Source organism: Corynebacterium sp. HMSC05H05 (assembly GCF_001807265.1).
GTDB lineage: Bacteria > Actinomycetota > Actinomycetes > Mycobacteriales > Mycobacteriaceae > Corynebacterium.
Genome location: NZ_KV788388.1, coordinates 12,545 through 26,606, shown reverse-complemented (window position 1 = coordinate 26,606; position 14,062 = coordinate 12,545). Strand labels below are relative to the sequence as shown.

General features: G+C 66.8%; 16 protein-coding genes. 2 read left to right on the top strand and 14 right to left on the bottom strand.

Translation table 11 applies throughout. The features are described from left to right. Positions 1 to 86 precede the first annotated feature (86 nt). The 3 genes from rlmN to frr all read right to left on the bottom strand — a co-directional run bounded on the left by rlmN (position 87) and on the right by frr (position 2,790). Positions 87 to 1,190, bottom strand: coding sequence for a dual-specificity RNA methyltransferase RlmN (gene rlmN, locus HMPREF3151_RS05035; RefSeq protein ID WP_070474103.1), 1,104 nt, complete (start codon positions 1,188 to 1,190; stop codon positions 87 to 89). 58 nt (positions 1,191 to 1,248) lie between these two features. Continuing rightward, complete coding sequence (locus HMPREF3151_RS05030; protein WP_083290210.1) at positions 1,249 to 2,169, bottom strand: phosphatidate cytidylyltransferase; 921 nt, start codon at positions 2,167 to 2,169, stop codon at positions 1,249 to 1,251. Positions 2,170 to 2,232: 63 nt separating this feature from the next. Beyond that, positions 2,233 to 2,790 carry a ribosome recycling factor gene (gene frr, locus HMPREF3151_RS05025; RefSeq protein ID WP_070474101.1) on the bottom strand — a complete coding sequence of 186 codons (558 nt, stop codon included), beginning with the start codon at positions 2,788 to 2,790 and terminating at the stop codon, positions 2,233 to 2,235. 76 nt (positions 2,791 to 2,866) lie between these two features. On the opposite strand from frr, the gene HMPREF3151_RS05020 reads away from it, so the two are divergent. Further along, the gene (locus HMPREF3151_RS05020) at positions 2,867 to 3,934 is read left to right on the top strand and encodes an amidase family protein (protein WP_070474099.1); all 1,068 of its coding nucleotides are present in this window, start codon (positions 2,867 to 2,869) and stop codon (positions 3,932 to 3,934) included. On the opposite strand, the gene pyrH is transcribed toward HMPREF3151_RS05020, so the two are convergent. The 3 genes from pyrH to rpsB all read right to left on the bottom strand — a co-directional run bounded on the left by pyrH (position 3,931) and on the right by rpsB (position 6,819). Then, positions 3,931 to 4,614 carry a UMP kinase gene (gene pyrH / locus HMPREF3151_RS05015; RefSeq protein ID WP_070474098.1) on the bottom strand — a complete coding sequence of 228 codons (684 nt, stop codon included), beginning with the start codon at positions 4,612 to 4,614 and terminating at the stop codon, positions 3,931 to 3,933. The genes HMPREF3151_RS05020 and pyrH overlap by 4 nt on opposite strands. Before the next feature lie 243 nt (positions 4,615 to 4,857). Next, on the bottom strand, positions 4,858 to 5,676 hold the full coding sequence (tsf, locus tag HMPREF3151_RS05010; protein WP_070474096.1) for a translation elongation factor Ts: 819 nt from the start codon (positions 5,674 to 5,676) through the stop codon (positions 4,858 to 4,860). A 195-nt stretch (positions 5,677 to 5,871) separates the two neighbouring features. Next, positions 5,872 to 6,819, bottom strand: coding sequence for a 30S ribosomal protein S2 (gene rpsB / locus HMPREF3151_RS05005; RefSeq protein WP_083290196.1), 948 nt, complete (start codon positions 6,817 to 6,819; stop codon positions 5,872 to 5,874). Between the two features lie 301 nt (positions 6,820 to 7,120). Here rpsB and HMPREF3151_RS05000 point away from each other — a divergent pair, with 301 nt between their 5' ends. Beyond that, the gene (locus tag HMPREF3151_RS05000) at positions 7,121 to 7,660 is read left to right on the top strand and encodes a M23 family metallopeptidase (protein WP_070474094.1); all 540 of its coding nucleotides are present in this window, start codon (positions 7,121 to 7,123) and stop codon (positions 7,658 to 7,660) included. Here HMPREF3151_RS05000 and HMPREF3151_RS04995 read toward each other — a convergent pair. The 8 genes from HMPREF3151_RS04995 to rplS all read right to left on the bottom strand — a co-directional run bounded on the left by HMPREF3151_RS04995 (position 7,623) and on the right by rplS (position 14,022). Beyond that, positions 7,623 to 8,516, bottom strand: a complete 894-nt coding sequence (locus tag HMPREF3151_RS04995; protein WP_070474092.1) for a tyrosine recombinase XerC — start codon at positions 8,514 to 8,516, stop codon at positions 7,623 to 7,625. The two genes, HMPREF3151_RS05000 and HMPREF3151_RS04995, sit on opposite strands and share 38 nt — an antisense overlap. Positions 8,517 to 8,540: 24 nt before the next feature. Continuing rightward, the gene (locus HMPREF3151_RS04990; protein ID WP_070474090.1) at positions 8,541 to 9,716 is read right to left on the bottom strand and encodes a DNA-processing protein DprA; all 1,176 of its coding nucleotides are present in this window, start codon (positions 9,714 to 9,716) and stop codon (positions 8,541 to 8,543) included. Next, entirely contained in the window at positions 9,717 to 11,243 is a 1,527-nt protein-coding gene (locus HMPREF3151_RS04985; RefSeq protein WP_070474088.1) for a YifB family Mg chelatase-like AAA ATPase, read from the bottom strand. It abuts the gene before it with no gap. Next, positions 11,230 to 11,610, bottom strand: a complete 381-nt coding sequence (locus HMPREF3151_RS04980; RefSeq protein WP_246815207.1) for a YraN family protein — start codon at positions 11,608 to 11,610, stop codon at positions 11,230 to 11,232. The genes HMPREF3151_RS04985 and HMPREF3151_RS04980 overlap by 14 nt, the downstream gene beginning before the upstream one ends. Before the next feature lie 180 nt (positions 11,611 to 11,790). Further along, entirely contained in the window at positions 11,791 to 12,096 is a 306-nt protein-coding gene (locus tag HMPREF3151_RS04975; protein WP_034998651.1) for a DUF2469 domain-containing protein, read from the bottom strand. Further along, complete coding sequence (locus HMPREF3151_RS04970) at positions 12,093 to 12,749, bottom strand: ribonuclease HII (protein ID WP_070474084.1); 657 nt, start codon at positions 12,747 to 12,749, stop codon at positions 12,093 to 12,095. Before HMPREF3151_RS04970 ends, HMPREF3151_RS04975 begins: the two co-directional genes overlap by 4 nt. Before the next feature lie 4 nt (positions 12,750 to 12,753). Beyond that, entirely contained in the window at positions 12,754 to 13,488 is a 735-nt protein-coding gene (gene lepB, locus HMPREF3151_RS04965; RefSeq protein ID WP_070474488.1) for a signal peptidase I, read from the bottom strand. 186 nt (positions 13,489 to 13,674) lie between these two features. Then, positions 13,675 to 14,022 (bottom strand): 50S ribosomal protein L19, encoded by a 348-nt coding sequence (gene rplS / locus HMPREF3151_RS04960; RefSeq protein WP_070474082.1) that lies wholly within the window; start codon positions 14,020 to 14,022, stop codon positions 13,675 to 13,677. Positions 14,023 to 14,062 lie beyond the last annotated feature (40 nt).

Below are 14,062 nucleotides of genomic sequence, written 5' to 3'. Positions count from 1 at the left end.
GGGCATACTCAGGGTTTGTCGCTCAGGGCTTGTGTGCGGCAGGGCTTGTGCGCGGCGCGGGCTGCCGTGCGTCAGAAGCTATGCGGCTAGCTGGCGTCCTCGTCGGCGGCGAGCTGGCCGCAGGCCGCGGCGATTTCCTGCCCCTTGGTGTCGCGCACGGTGCACGGCACGCCCTGGGCTGCCACGCGGCGGACGAACTCGTCCTGGCGGGCCTTCGGCGAGGCGTCCCACTTCGAGCCCGGCGTGGGGTTGAGCGGGATCACGTTGACGTGCACGCGTGAACCCAGCGCCGAGTGCAGCTTCTTGCCCAGCAGGTCCGCGCGCCAGTCGTGGTCATTCATGTCGCGGATCAGCGCGTACTCGATGGACACGCGGCGGCCAGTCTGGTCCGCGTAGTAGCGGGCGGCGTCCAGCACTTCGGACACTTCGAAGCGGTTGTTGACGGGGACGAGTTCGTCGCGGAGCTCGTCGTCAGGCGTATGCAAACTGACAGCCAGGGTGCAGGACAGGCCCTCGTCCGCGAGCATGCGGATCTGCGGGGCGAGCCCCACCGTGGACACGGTGACGTTGCGCTGGGAGATGCCGAAACCGTCCGGGGACGGCTGGGTGATCTGGCGCACCGCGTTGACCACGCGCTTGTAGTTGGCCAGTGGCTCCCCCATGCCCATGAACACGATGTTGGACAGGCGTGAGCCCTCCGCGGCCATCATCGCCGCGGCGGCGCGGACCTGGTCGACGATCTCCGCCACGGACAGGTTGCGGTCCAGCCCGCCCTGGCCGGTGGCGCAGAACGGGCAGGCCATGCCGCAGCCAGCCTGCGAGGAGATGCACAGGGTTGCGCGGCCCGGGTAGCGCATGAGGACGGATTCCAGCAGAATGCCGTCGTGGAGCCGCCACAGCGTCTTCGTGGTGTCGCCCTCATCGGTCTCCACCGTGCGCACCGGCGTCAAAAGCGTGGGGAACAGCGCGTCCTTGACGGTTTGGCGCTGTGCCTCGGGCAGGTCCGTCATGGTCAGCGGGTCGGCCTCAAACTTGCCGTAGTAGTGGCGCGCGATCTGGTCGGCGCGGAACTTGGGCAGGCCGAGTTCCTTGAGCGCGTCGATGCGCTCGTCTTTGCTCAAGTCCGCGAAGTGCTTCGGCGGCATGCCGCGCTTCGGGGCGAGCAGCTGGATCTGGGGGAAATCGCTCATAGTGCGCCCCATCTTGGCACGTCGCGCCACGAATTTCGAATCTGGCGCGGGCGCAAACCTACGGGTTCATCAACGTGATGGTAGTCAGCAAGATGTAGGTCGCCGCCGCAGCGGGCAGCATGCCGTCGAGGCGGTCCATGATGCCGCCGTGGCCCGGCAGCAGGTTGGACATGTCCTTGATGCCCAGCTCGCGCTTGAATTGGCTTTCCACCAAATCGCCCATGGTCGCGCAGATGACCAGCGCGATGCCGAGCACGATGCCCATCCACCACGGGCCGTGGATGAGGAAGTGCACCACCAGAACGCCGGTGATGATGCCGGCGGTCATGGAGCCAGCGAAGCCCTCCCAGGACTTGTTCGGGCTGACGGCCGGGGCCATCGGGTGGGAGCCGAACATCACGCCTGCGGCGTATCCTCCGACGTCGTTGGCCACCACGCACAGCATGAACGCCACGATGTAGGCGGAGCCGTCCACCCCGGCTTCGGTGATCCGGGAGATCATGGCGGCGAAGGTTCCGAACAGCGGGATCCACGCGAGCACGAAGATCGCGACTGCGGTGTCGCGCAGGTAGTTCTCGGGCTGGTGGTGCCTGCCCTGGTGGAACATGCCCCAGAACATCACCACCAGCACGGTGAAGGCGAATCCGGAGACCAGGCCTGTGGTGCCGTAAGGCGCGGACAGCCAGAGCATGGCCTGGCCGAGGATGATCATCAGCGTGCGCGGCTGGACATAGCCGGCCTCGCGCAGACGTGTCATCACTTCCCACATGGCCAGCGCCACGGCGACGGCGACCAGCGGGTACCAGGCGACAGGCCCGATCCACACCGCCGCGATCACCAGCGCGCCGAGCACCACGCCGGTGGCGATGGCCGCCGGCAGGTTGCGCCCCGCCTTGTTCTTCGGCTTCGGGGCGCGGCTGGGCCAGCGGCTCGGGGTGGCCTCGGGTGCTTCCGGGGCATCGCTCACGGCTGCACCCATTTCGGTGCCTTCAGGGACCTCAGCGGGCCCGGTGGTTTCCGTCTGCGCCTTCGACACGTCGGCTTAGACCTCCAGCAGCTCGTTTTCCTTGCGCTGGACAACCTCGTCGATCTGCCCGACGTAGCCCTGGGTGGTCTTATCCAGGGCCTTCTCGGCGGTCAACACCTCGTCCTCGCCGGCGTCGCCGTCCTTCTGGATCTTCTTCAGCGCTTCCATGCCCTGGCGGCGCACGTTGCGGATGGCGATCTTGCCGTCCTCGCCCTTCTGCTTAGCTTGCTTGACCAGCTCCTTGCGGCGCTCCTCGGTCAGCTGCGGGACGGACACGCGGATGACCTGGCCGTCGTCAGTCGGGTTCACGCCGAGGTCGGAGTTGCGGATGGCGTTCTCGATCTCGCCCATCGTGGACATGTCGTACGGCTTGATCAGAAGCATGCGCGGCTCCGGCACCGAGATGGTGGCCATCTGGTTGATCGGGGTGGGCGCGCCGTAGAAGTCGGCCATCACGCCGTTGAACATGGCCGGGTTCGCGCGGCCGGTGCGGATGGTGGCCAGCTCGTTTCGGGTGTGCTCAACGGAGGCGGTCATGCGCTCTTCGGCGTCCAGCAAAACGTCATCAATCATGGTTTTACCCCTATCGTTTCTCGGGTTTGCGTCCCCCTTAACCTACCAGCGCCTGCCGCGTGCCTAGACTGTCGCCATGCCGCACCCAGCCTTCACGTTCGTCGCGCCGCCCGGCGCCGCGCTCGCAGGCCCGCTCGGCGGGCGACTTTCCGGCTGGAGCGTTCCGATCAAAGACGGCACCGACGTCGCAGGCATGCCCACCACGCACGGCAACCCCGCGCGCGCAACGGACCCGCTTGCGCAGATGCTTATCGACGCCGGAGCGCGCGTCGCCGCCAAAACCCTGACCTCCGAGCTGGGCGCCACCTGTTACGCGGAGCGCCCTGGCGTGGCCGTGCTGGAATCGCCCGCCTTCCCCGGTTGCACGCCCGGCGGGTCCTCCGCGGGCGCCGCAGTCGTGGTGGCGGACGGCACGGTGCGCGCCGCCCACGGCACCGACGCCGGCGGCTCGATCCGCGTGCCAGCCGCGGCCTGCGGGGTGGTGGGGCTGAAACTGGCCAGCCACGACCTGTCCGCCCACGGGTTTTTCACCCGCAACGTCGCCGACTTGCTCACGCTCACCGGTTGGACGCCGCCCGCACGAAGGAGGCTGCGCATCGGTGTGCTCACCCGAGGCGTGTTCGCGGACTCTGAGGTGTCGGAGGGGCGCGGAGCTGACGTCGAGAAGCTTGCTACTGCCCTTGGACGCGCCCACGATGTGGTGGAGATTTCTCCCTACGACGAGTCGCGCGAGACGTACGCGCACTTCAGCACCACAATCAAGCGCTCGTTCAAGGACGTGGACCCGCTGGATAGCGGCTACATCGCCTGGCTCAAAGAGGAGGCGCAGCGCCTAGGGCCAGAGCAGATCGCCTCGGCGCAAGCGCACACGCGCGCACTCCCCGCGCTGCTCGCGGCGCAGTGGGGCGTGGACGTGGTGCTCTCCCCCACAATCGCGTTCGATCCGCCCCCGCTCGGCTATTTCCCCGCGCTCCACCCCGAAGAGAGTTTCCACGCGCAAACCGAGTGGTCGCCGTGGTGCTCTGTGTTTAATATGCTGCGCACCCCCGCAATCGCGCTCGCGGGGGTGCACCTGGGCAGCCTGAAACTCAGCGGCCCAGAGTTGCTCGGCCTCGCGGCGCAGGCCGAGCTGTTGCGCACTTAGGCCACCAGCGTGCCCACCTGCTCGCCAGAGACGGCGCGCGCGATGTTGCCCTCCTGCAGCAGGTTGAACACCAGGATCGGCATATTGTTGTCCATGCAGAGGCTGAACGCGGTGGCGTCGGCGACCTTCAGCCCGTTCTCGATGACCTCGCGCGGGGAGATCTCGGAGTACAGCTTCGCGTCCGGGTTCTCGCGCGGGTCGGAGTCGTACACGCCGTCGACGGCCTTGGCCATCAGCAGCACCTCGCAGCCGATCTCCAGCGCGCGCTGAGCGGCGGTGGTGTCCGTGGAGAAGTACGGCATGCCCATGCCGGCGCCGAAGATAACCACGCGTCCCTTCTCCAAGTGGCGGGCGGCGCGCAGCGGCAGGTACGGCTCCGCGATCTGCGCCATGTTGATGGAAGTCTGCACGCGGCAGTCCACGCCCATCTGCTGCAGGAAGTCCTGCAGCGCCAGGCAGTTCATCACCGTGCCCAGCATGCCCATGTAGTCGGAGCGCGCGCGGTCCATGCCGCGCTGCTGCAGCTCGGCGCCGCGGAAGAAGTTGCCGCCGCCGATGACCACTGCGACCTCGGTGCCTGCGCGCGCCACGTCCGCGATCTGCCGTGCAACGGATTCGACCACGTCCGGGTCGATGCCGACCTTGCCCCCGCCGAACATTTCACCGCCCAACTTCAGCATCACTCGCTTGAAACCTGTGCGGCTGGGATTGAGGTCAGTCACCGAAATTCGCTCCTTTTGCGCGGCGGGATGTGCAGATGTTCGCAGACGATTCTAGACGTGCTTTCGCGCGGGCACCGAAACGCGTGTTTCGGGCACTTTGCTTGACGACGAAGCCCCGCACACGCCACCGGCCCAACTGGGCGGAAGCGGTGCGGGGCTTGGCTGTGACGCGGCTCTAAGACAGCAGCGTAAGCCTGTAGCTTATGCCTGGCCGACCTCGAAGCGGACGAAGTCGAGCACCTCGATGCCGTTCTCCTCGGCGAACTGCTTGACGGTCTTCTTGGAGTCCGCCAGGGACGGCTGATCCAGCAGAACAACGTCCTTGAAGAAGCCGCCCATGCGGCCCTCGACGATCTTGGCGATGGCAGCTTCCGGCTTGCCCTCGTTGCGGGTGATCTCTTCCTGGACCGCGCGCTCCTTCTCGACGACGTCGGCCGGGACGGACTCCTGGTTGAGGTAGCGAGCCTTCATCGCGGCGATCTGCAGCGCGACCTGGTGTGCGGCCTCAGCGTTGTCGCCGGTGTAGGACACGAGCACGCCGACTGCCGGCGGAAGGTCTGCGGCCTTCTGGTGCAGGTACTTCGCCACCTGCTCGCCCTCGATGGTGGCAGCACGGCGCAGCTCGAGCTTCTCGCCGATCTTGGCGGAAAGGCCTTCCAGGACATCGTGGGCGGTCTGGCCGTTCACGTCTGCGTTCGCCAGCTCCTCCTGGGAGTTCGCCTTCACGGCAGCGGCAGCGTCAGCGATCTGGGCTGCGATGTCCTTGAACTCCTGGTTCTTGGCCACGAAGTCGGTCTCGGAGTTGATCTCGACGATGGTGTTGCCGGAGACGGCGACCAGGCCCTCGAGGGCGTTGCGCTCTGCGCGCTTGCCCACGTCCTTGGCGCCCTTGATGCGGAGGTTCTCGACGGCCTTATCGAAGTCGCCGCCGGTCTCCTCGAGCGCCTTCTTGCAGTCGAGCATGCCGGAGCCGGTGGTCTCGCGGAGCTTCTTGACGTCAGCAGCAGTGTAGTTCGCCATAGTGGGCGATCCTCCTCGTGAAAGTGTTGCTAAAAGTGTTCAAACCGTTTCAAGCGTAGCCGACAGTACTCGCTGTGGCACGGCTTGGAGCGGGGCGCACACAAAACACCCCGCGCCCGCACTGTCCCGGGCATGAAAGCCGGCGGGCGTGAGCGGAACGCGGGGTGCGCGTGCAGGTGGCGTGAGCCGAAAAGCTTACGCCTGGGTTGCAGACTCGTCGCCGGACTCGTTCGCCTTGGTCTCAGCCTGCTCAGCTGCGCGGACAGCGTGCGGCTGCTCAACCTCGGCGACCTCCTGCGGAGCCGCGGACTCAGCTGCGACGGCAGCCTTCGCTGCGTCCGCTGCGGAAACTTCCTCGGAAGCTGCAGCCTGAGCAGCTGCCTCGGCAGCCTCAGCCTGACGCTTCGCGTCGTTGTCGCCTGCAGCGTCGCGTGCGGAAGCGAGCTGGCGCTCCTCGCGCTGCTGCTTACCGGCGATGACAGCCTCGCCCACGATGTGGGTGAGCAGCTTCACGGCACCGATGGCGTCGTCGTTGCCCGGGATCGGGAAGTCGACAACGTCCGGGTCGCAGTTGGTGTCCAGGATGGCAACCACCGGGATGCGCAGCTTCTGCGCCTCGTTGACGGCGATGTGCTCCTTGTTGGTGTCCACGATCCACAGTGCGGACGGTGCCTTGGTCATGTCGGCGATGCCGCCCAGCACACGCTCGAGCTTGACGCGCTCGCGGGTGAGCATGAGGACTTCCTTCTTGCCGCGGCCTGCGTAGCCGTCCTCGGCTGCGTCCATGGCCTGCAGTTCCTTCATGCGGCCGATGCGCTTGGACACGGTCTGGAAGTTGGTGAGCATGCCGCCCAGCCAGCGGTGCGTCACGTACGGCATGCCGACGCGCTGCGCCTCTTCCTGGATCGGCTCCTGTGCCTGCTTCTTGGTGCCGACGAACAGGATGGTGCCGCCGTGTGCGACGGTCTCCTTGACAAACTCGTAGGCCTCATCGATGTAGGTCAGCGTCTGCTGCAGGTCGATGATGTAGATGCCGTTACGGTCGGTGAAGATGAAGCGGCGCATCTTCGGGTTCCAGCGACGCGTCTGGTGGCCGAAGTGCACACCGGCGTCGAGGAGTTCACGCATGGTTACAACTGCCATGGTTTTGTCTCCTTCGGAGAAAGTAGTTCGGTTACATTGCTTGTCTCACGTGCGGGTTTTTATCCCGCACCCTGGCACCGTGCTCGCCCTGCACCCTGTGAGAGGGACCGTCGCTGAGCAGGCATTATCCGGCGCGCGTAGTCAGCCCATAAAAGCTGCCCGTGCAACACTACCCGCCCGCGCCCGCAAAACCTAATCTCAACAGCGCCTTCTGTGGATAACGTCGCGGCGGACGGCGGGTTATCCACAGATTTCCGCCACGGGTCTAGTGTTCTTGCCCTCGGCGTGCTCGTATTCACGCATGCGCCTATCGACGATCCTCCGGTCCACCACCGCCCTCATTCTCGCCACCGCCACCTGCGCCGCCCCGGCCGTCGCCTGGGTGGATCCCGCCGCCGGCACCCCGTATCCGGCAGCGGTGTCTCGGCCCGCGGACATCCCGGAGCAGAACTGGAAACCCGGCCACCGCGGGGTTGACTTGCCGCTGGGTCTGGGTGCCGACGTGCTCGCCGCAGGCGACGGCGTCGTCGCCTTCGTGGGCGTGGTGGCCGGCACGCCGGTGGTTTCCGTTGACCACGCCGGCGGGATCCGCACCACGTATCAGCCGGTGCGCTCCCCGCTCGTGGTCGGCGACACGGTGCGCGAAGGCGAGCCGATTGGCACCCTCGCGCACGCACCCGCGGGGTTTTCCGGTTCCCACGACGGATTGCACTGGGGTGCGCTTACGGGCAAGGACGCCTACATCGACCCGCTCACGCTGCTAGAGGCGCCTCGGATCCGGCTCAAACCCTTAGACGGCTCCTCTACGCGCGCGGGTGCGCCTGGTCGTAGACGCGCTTGAGCCGCTGCGCGGAGACGTGGGTGTAGATCTGCGTGGTTTGCAGGCTGGTGTGGCCGAGCATTTCCTGGACCACGCGCAGGTCCGCCCCGCCTTCGAGCATGTGGGTGGCGGTGGTGTGGCGCAGCGTGTGGGGGCTGACGTGCTCCACCCCGGCGCGCTGCCCGGCGCGCTCGACGATGCGGCGCACCTGGCGCTGGTCGATACGCCCGCCGCGGGAGCCGACGAACATCGCCTGCGTGTCGCCCGCGAGTTCTGCGCGGCCGAACTCCAGCCACTCGGACACGGCCGCCGCAGCTTCGTCGCCGAACGGCACGACGCGTTGCTTGTTGCCCTTGCCGGTGACGTGAGCGAGACCGCGGGCCAAGTCCACGTCGCCGAGGTTGAGGCCCGTCAGCTCCCCGACGCGGATGCCGGTGGCGTAGAGCAGCTCGAGCATGGCGCGGTCGCGCAGATACTCGGCCCGGTGGGCGTCGTCGGCCGTGCCCGCCTCCACGAGCTCCCCGGCGCGCTCGCCTTTGACCACCGTGGGCAGCGGGCGGTTGACCTTGGGGGCCTTCAGCCGTGCCGCGGCGTCGGTGGTGATGTAGCCCTGGCGGTAGGCCCAGGTGGAAAAGGCGCGGGCGGCAGCGGTGCGGCGCGCGAGCGTGGCGCGGCTCTTGCCAGCGCTCATCGCGTCCGCCAGCCAGCGCCGCAGCGCGTCGAGGGTGAACGCCTCAAAAGTGTCCGCGTAGCCCTTAAGTCCGTTCAGGTCCGCGACGTAGCCCTTGACCGTGTTCGGGGAACGGCCGAGGACAAGTTCGGCGTAGTCGGCGAAGTCCGCCACCGCCGCCTGCACTTGTCCCAGCTGTTCACTCATGTCACGGCAGTGTACTCGCTTTTCTTACTCGGGCTGCTCCACCCGCGACCAGAGCCGCTTGTCGCGCTCCACCAGCCCGCGCTTGGACAGGTCCATCAGGATGTGCACCGTCAGCGCGATGGAGAGCCCCGAATCCGCCGCCACGGCCTCGGCTTCCCGGCCGGTGCGGCCGGCGGGCGGCAATGCGTCGTAAATGCGCAGCTCGTTGCGGGAGAGCTGCTGGGTCACGCTCGGTGGGTACTGCATCTCCATCTGTTCCTCGGCGCTGTACTCGCCGACGGCGGAGAGCTGCTCGTGGATCTGGCCGGCGTTGAGCACCATCTCAGCCTCGTTGTTCTGGATGGCCAGGTTCGCGCCGAGGGACTGGGCGTCCGTGACCGGCCCCGGCACCGCCATTGCCGTTCGGTTGAACACGTTGACCCACTTCAGGGTGTTCAAGGCCCCGGAGCGAAACGGTGCTTCCACTAGCACGGTGCCAAGCGTGAGTGCAGCCACGAGGCGGTTTCTGGTGAGGAAGCGGTGCCTGTCCGGCGTGACAGAGGGCGGATATTCAGTGACTAAAGCACCTCCCGTGGCCTCCACCCGCTCGAAGAGCGCCTTGTTGGAGCGCGGGTAGTGCTCGCCGGGCCCGCAGGCCGCCACCGCCACGGTCGGGGTGTTCACGTCCATGGCTGTTGTGTGGGCGACCGTATCGATGCCCAGCGCGCCGCCGGAGACCACCGTGTAGTTATGCCCGCCCAGGCCGGCGACCAAATCCTTTGTCGCCATGTGTCCGTACTTGGTGGCGTGGCGGGTGCCCACCACGCCCACGGACTGGGCGAACAGCCCTGGCAGGTTGGTGTTTCCCGCAACCCACAGCGCGTGCGGCGCGATACCGTCCGGCTGGTGGCTGGCCTTGCTCGCCGCCCCCGTCTGCTGGCGGCCGAACGAGCACGCAATCGCCTCCGCTGGCCAGTGCGGCGACTCCGGGGTGAGCAGCGTGTAGCCGAGTTCCGCCGCGAACTCGAGGTCTGCGGCTGGGCGGTCCCAGGTGAATCGGTTCTCGGTCTGCGACAGCAGGCCGCCGATCCAGGTGGCACGGGTGCGCACGCCCTCGGCGATCTCGTCTGCGGTCTTGCCCATCTGAAGCAGCGCTTGGATGTGATGCGACGGCCCCTCCACCACTCGCGAGAGATAGGCCCAGGATTCCAGGGAAGACATCTACGCCACCTCCGCGCGCTGCAGCTGGTGCTCGCGCATCTCTACCGCGCGGTAGGTGTGGTGGATGTCCGGCTGGTCCATCTCTTCTAGGTCCGCGAGCGTCCAGGCCAGCTTCAAGCATTTATCCACCCCGCGCTGCGTGATCTTGCCGTGGATCAGCTCCGCCTGCAGCATCGCCATCGCCGCCTCCTTGGCGGGAAAATGCCTGCGAATCAAGGTCGCCGGCACGCGCCCGTTGACGTCCTCGTCGCAGCCCGCCTTCGCCCACCGGGCCGCGGCGCGCTCGCGGGCGGCCGCCACGCGTTGGGCGATGCTTCTCGACGGCTCCGCATCCCTCGGACTGAGCACCGCCGCGTCGCCAGAGGTGGTCACAAACACGTCCAGCCGGTCCTTCAACGGGCCGGAGACGTTGCTCAAGTGCCGTGCCCGCTGCGGGGACTTGCACGAGCACTGCCCCTTGATCCGCTGGCACGCACACGGGTTCGCCGCGAGCACCAGCTGGAAATCCGCCGGGTAGACCACTTCCCTTCTCGCGCGCGTCAGCCGCACCTCGCGTTTTTCCAGCGGGATGCGCAGCGCGTCGAGTACCGGCGCCGGGATCTCGGAGGCTTCGTCCAAAAACAGCACCCCGCGGTGCGCTTGGCTGACCACGCCTGGGGTCGGGGTGCCGCCTCCCCCGCCGATCAGCGCCGCACGCGTCAGCGAGGGGTGCGGGGCGATGAACGGGCGCGTTGTCACTACCCCGCCTCCGGAGACCCCCGCCGCGGAATGGATGGCTGTGACCTCGACCATCTCCTGCACATCCATTGACGGCAGGATCGACGGGATCCGCTCCGCCAGCATGGATTTTCCCGAGCCCGGCGGGCCGATCATCATCACGTGGTGCCCGCCGGCCGCGGCCACCTCGAGCGCCTCGCGCTCCTCGGACATCCCGGCCAGGTCCTGGAAATCCGGCACCGCACGCTGCGGCGCGGCTGCTTCTGGCGCTGTGGCGGGCTCCAACTCCGCCTCGCCGGTGATCCACTGCCACACCTGCGCAAGCGAATCCGCCACCAGCACCTCCCGGCGGTCCAGCAGCGCAGCCTCCGCGGCGTTGGCCCTGGGCACGACGACGGTGCGGATTGGGTCTGCCGCGTCGAATGCTGCGATGAGCATCGGCAGCACGCCTTCGGCCCGTCGCAAAGTTCCGTCCAGCGCAAGCTCCCCGCAGAACATGGTGGATGCGAGCCTGCGCTCCACCCGCGGGTCCAGGCTGCCCAGCACCGCCAGCGCTATGGGTAGGTCGAAGTGCGATCCGGCCTTGGGCAGGTGCGCGGGCGAGAGCGACACCATGATCTTCGTGCGCGGCCACGGCAGGGAAGAATTCGAAATCGCGGTGCGGATACGCTCGCGCGACTCTTTGACCGCCGCGTCTCCCAGGCCCACCATGTGCATGCCGGGCAAACCGGGGCCAACGTTGGCCTCCACCGTGACCAGGCGGGCGGTGACCCCCTCCACGGTCGCGCTCATCGTGCTAGCAAGCGCCATCTTCCACCCCCGGGAACCGGCGCAAGATGTAATCCTCGCCGTCGAAGACCACCTCGACCACGTCGAAGCGCATCGGGCAGTACTGGCCCTGCACGTGCTTGTCCAGCCACTGCGCCGCGCACCGGCGCATGGTGTTGAGCTTCTTCGTGGTCACCGCCTCCGCGGCACCGAACGCGGTGCCGCGGCGGGACTTCACCTCCACGAAGACGACGGTACCGTCCTCGTCCTCAACAACGGCGTCGATTTCGCCCGCCCGCATGCGTTGCCGGTGGCCCAAGAGGGTGTAGCCCTCGTCCTCGTACCACCTGATGGCGGCGTGCTCGCCTGCCCTGCCCAGCTCCCACTGGTCCTGATAATTCACCTGCACGGTGCCTCCCCATTTCATAGAGTTCCCAAATGTCGGTCCTCTATCAGACGTGGACGGCCCCGCCGCGGTTCCATGGCGCGGGCAGTTTTGTAAAACTCGGCGACAGCACCGGTATTTGGCCAGGTGAATGTCTGACGCAAAGCGCGGCACGCCGAGTTTTACAAACGGCTTACCGCAGCCCTACTCCGGGAAGGTCAGATCGGGTTTGTCCAGCTCCTCGATGTTGACGTCCTTGTAGGTGATCACGCGCACGTAGCGCACAAAACGCACCGCGCGGTACATGTCCCACACCCACGCGTCCGACATCAGCACCTCGTAGTAGACGTCGCCGCCGTCGGTGTGCGGGATGAGCTTGACGCCGTTGGCCAGGTAGAACCGGCGCTCCGTTTCCACCACGTAGGAGAACTGGCTGGCCACGTCCCGGTACTCGCGGTAGAGGGAAAGCTCGACGTCAGCCTCGTAGTTGTCAAGATCCTCGGCGCTCATGCCTGCCCCTTCTTGCTGGACTGCCAATAGAAGTCGTCAGCGTCCCTGACGTTCGCATAACTATAACGGTGCTCGGGGCTCGCGCCGTGGCGGCGCACCGCGTCCATGTGCACCTTCGTGGAATAGCCCTTGTGGCCCTCCAGCCCGTACTGGGGAAACTTCTGTGCCATCTCGCACACCAGCCGGTCCCGGCTCACCTTCGCAAGCACGCTCGCCGCGGCGATGCAGCGGGCGGTGTAATCGCCTCCCACCACCGGCAGTTGGGGTGAGGGCAGGCCGGGGACGCGGAATGCGTCGATAAGCACATAGCCCGGCTGCACTGAAAGCCCCGCAACGGCGCGGCGCGCGCCGTCAATGTTGGCATGCTGGATACCGCGCCGGTCAATATCACGGGCGGGAATGTGCACCACGGAATACGCCACCGCGACGTCTTTGACAGCGTCGAACAGCACATCGCGCTTGCGGGCGGTGAGCTTCTTGGAGTCCGTCAACTCCTCCAGCGCAGGCTGAGGTTGCGTCGGCAGCACGCACGCGGCGATGGTGATGGGGCCGAAACAGGCGCCCCGGCCAGCCTCGTCCACTCCCGCCACCGGGCCGAAGCCCGCCTTGTCCAGGGCGACCTCGTAGGTGCGCAGCTGCTTCAAGCGCCGCACGGGCCTACTGCTGGATGTCCGGGTCGCTCACGCCCTGCATGCGGTTGACCGGGAAGACCACGGCCTTGACCTTGCCGCGGATGTTCTCCTCAGGGATGGTGCCCTGGAACTGGTCGCCCATGTGCGCGCGCGAGTCCAGGGAGTTGGTGCGGTTGTCGCCCATCATGAAGTAGTTGCCCTCCGGCACAGTCACCGGACCGAAGAAGGGACCGCCGCACGCGTCCGAGCCCGTGGATTCATCCACCGGGTAGAAGTTTGGCTGCAAGGTGTAGGACTGGTCGATCGGCTTGCCGTCCACCATGATCGCCGGGTCCCCCGCCTGGCAGGACACGGTCTGACCGCCGGTGGCGATGATGCGCTTAACCAGGGTGTTCTCGTCCTTCGGTACCAGGCCTACCCAGGAACCGACCTCCTGCATGCCGCGCACAACCGGGTTGGAGGAACGGTTGGAATCGAAGCCGGTGTTCCATGAGTCGGTGCCGGCGAAGACAATCACGTCGCCCGGCTCCGGGTCGGAGAAGTAGTAGCTGACCTTCTCCACGAAGATGCGGTCGCCGGAGCCGGATTCGCCGTGCAAGGTCGGCTCCATGGAGGCGGACGGGATGACGTAGAGGCGGCCGATGAACGTCTGGATCACAAACATGATCAGCAGCGTCAGCACGACCACGACCGGGATCTCCACGTACCAGGGAAGCTCCTTTTTCTCCTCTGGCTCGTCCGCGGCCGGGCGTTGCGCCACCGGGGCTGCCTCATAACGCGGCTCGGCGGCGTACGGGTTGTGGGGCTGTGCAGGCTTCGGTGCGGAAGGCTCGCCTGCGGGTCCGTTCACGTTGGTCACCCGGGATACGTTAGCACCGCGGGCGCCGTCGACAAGCAAAGTGCCCCGCCCGAGCTGACTCGGACGGGGCACTTTAACGCGCTGAAACTAGCGGCGCTCCTTGATGCGGGCAGCCTTGCCGCGCAGGTTGCGCATGTAGTACAGCTTGGCGCGGCGGACGTCGCCCTTGCGCACAACCTCGATCTTCTCGATGTTCGGGGAGTGCACCGGGAAGGTACGCTCAACCGCGATACCGAAGGAAACCTTGCGCACGGTGAAGGTCTCGCGGATGCCGTCGCCCTGGCGGCGGACCACAAAGCCGGTGAAGACCTGGGTACGGGTCACAGAACCCTCGATAACCTTGACGTGGACGTCGAGGGTGTCGCCCGGGCGGAAGTCCGGGATGTCGTCGCGCAGCTGGCCTGCGTCAACAAGATCAATGATGCCGTTGCTCATGAAAGCAATCCTTTACGTGTTCGGACAGAGGACCCTGGCG

What these genes read in the sequence shown, in the direction of transcription:
- HMPREF3151_RS04975 (WP_034998651.1), bottom strand. Translation starts at nt 12,096, where the DNA reads ATGAGCGCCGAGGATCTTGACAACTACGAGGCTGACGTCGAGCTTTCC.
- rplS (WP_070474082.1), bottom strand. Translation starts at nt 14,022, where the DNA reads ATGAGCAACGGCATCATTGATCTTGTTGACGCAGGCCAGCTGCGCGAC.
- HMPREF3151_RS04985 (WP_070474088.1), bottom strand. Translation starts at nt 11,243, where the DNA reads ATGGCGCTTGCTAGCACGATGAGCGCGACCGTGGAGGGGGTCACCGCC.
- tsf (WP_070474096.1), bottom strand. Translation starts at nt 5,676, where the DNA reads ATGGCGAACTACACTGCTGCTGACGTCAAGAAGCTCCGCGAGACCACC.
- rpsB (WP_083290196.1), bottom strand. Translation starts at nt 6,819, where the DNA reads ATGGCAGTTGTAACCATGCGTGAACTCCTCGACGCCGGTGTGCACTTC.
- HMPREF3151_RS05000 (WP_070474094.1), top strand. Translation starts at nt 7,121, where the DNA reads ATGCGCCTATCGACGATCCTCCGGTCCACCACCGCCCTCATTCTCGCC.
- HMPREF3151_RS04995 (WP_070474092.1), bottom strand. Translation starts at nt 8,516, where the DNA reads ATGAGTGAACAGCTGGGACAAGTGCAGGCGGCGGTGGCGGACTTCGCC.
- HMPREF3151_RS04990 (WP_070474090.1), bottom strand. Translation starts at nt 9,716, where the DNA reads ATGTCTTCCCTGGAATCCTGGGCCTATCTCTCGCGAGTGGTGGAGGGG.
- HMPREF3151_RS05020 (WP_070474099.1), top strand. Translation starts at nt 2,867, where the DNA reads ATGCCGCACCCAGCCTTCACGTTCGTCGCGCCGCCCGGCGCCGCGCTC.
- pyrH (WP_070474098.1), bottom strand. Translation starts at nt 4,614, where the DNA reads ATGCTGAAGTTGGGCGGTGAAATGTTCGGCGGGGGCAAGGTCGGCATC.
- frr (WP_070474101.1), bottom strand. Translation starts at nt 2,790, where the DNA reads ATGATTGATGACGTTTTGCTGGACGCCGAAGAGCGCATGACCGCCTCC.
- rlmN (WP_070474103.1), bottom strand. Translation starts at nt 1,190, where the DNA reads ATGAGCGATTTCCCCCAGATCCAGCTGCTCGCCCCGAAGCGCGGCATG.
- HMPREF3151_RS05030 (WP_083290210.1), bottom strand. Translation starts at nt 2,169, where the DNA reads ATGGGTGCAGCCGTGAGCGATGCCCCGGAAGCACCCGAGGCCACCCCG.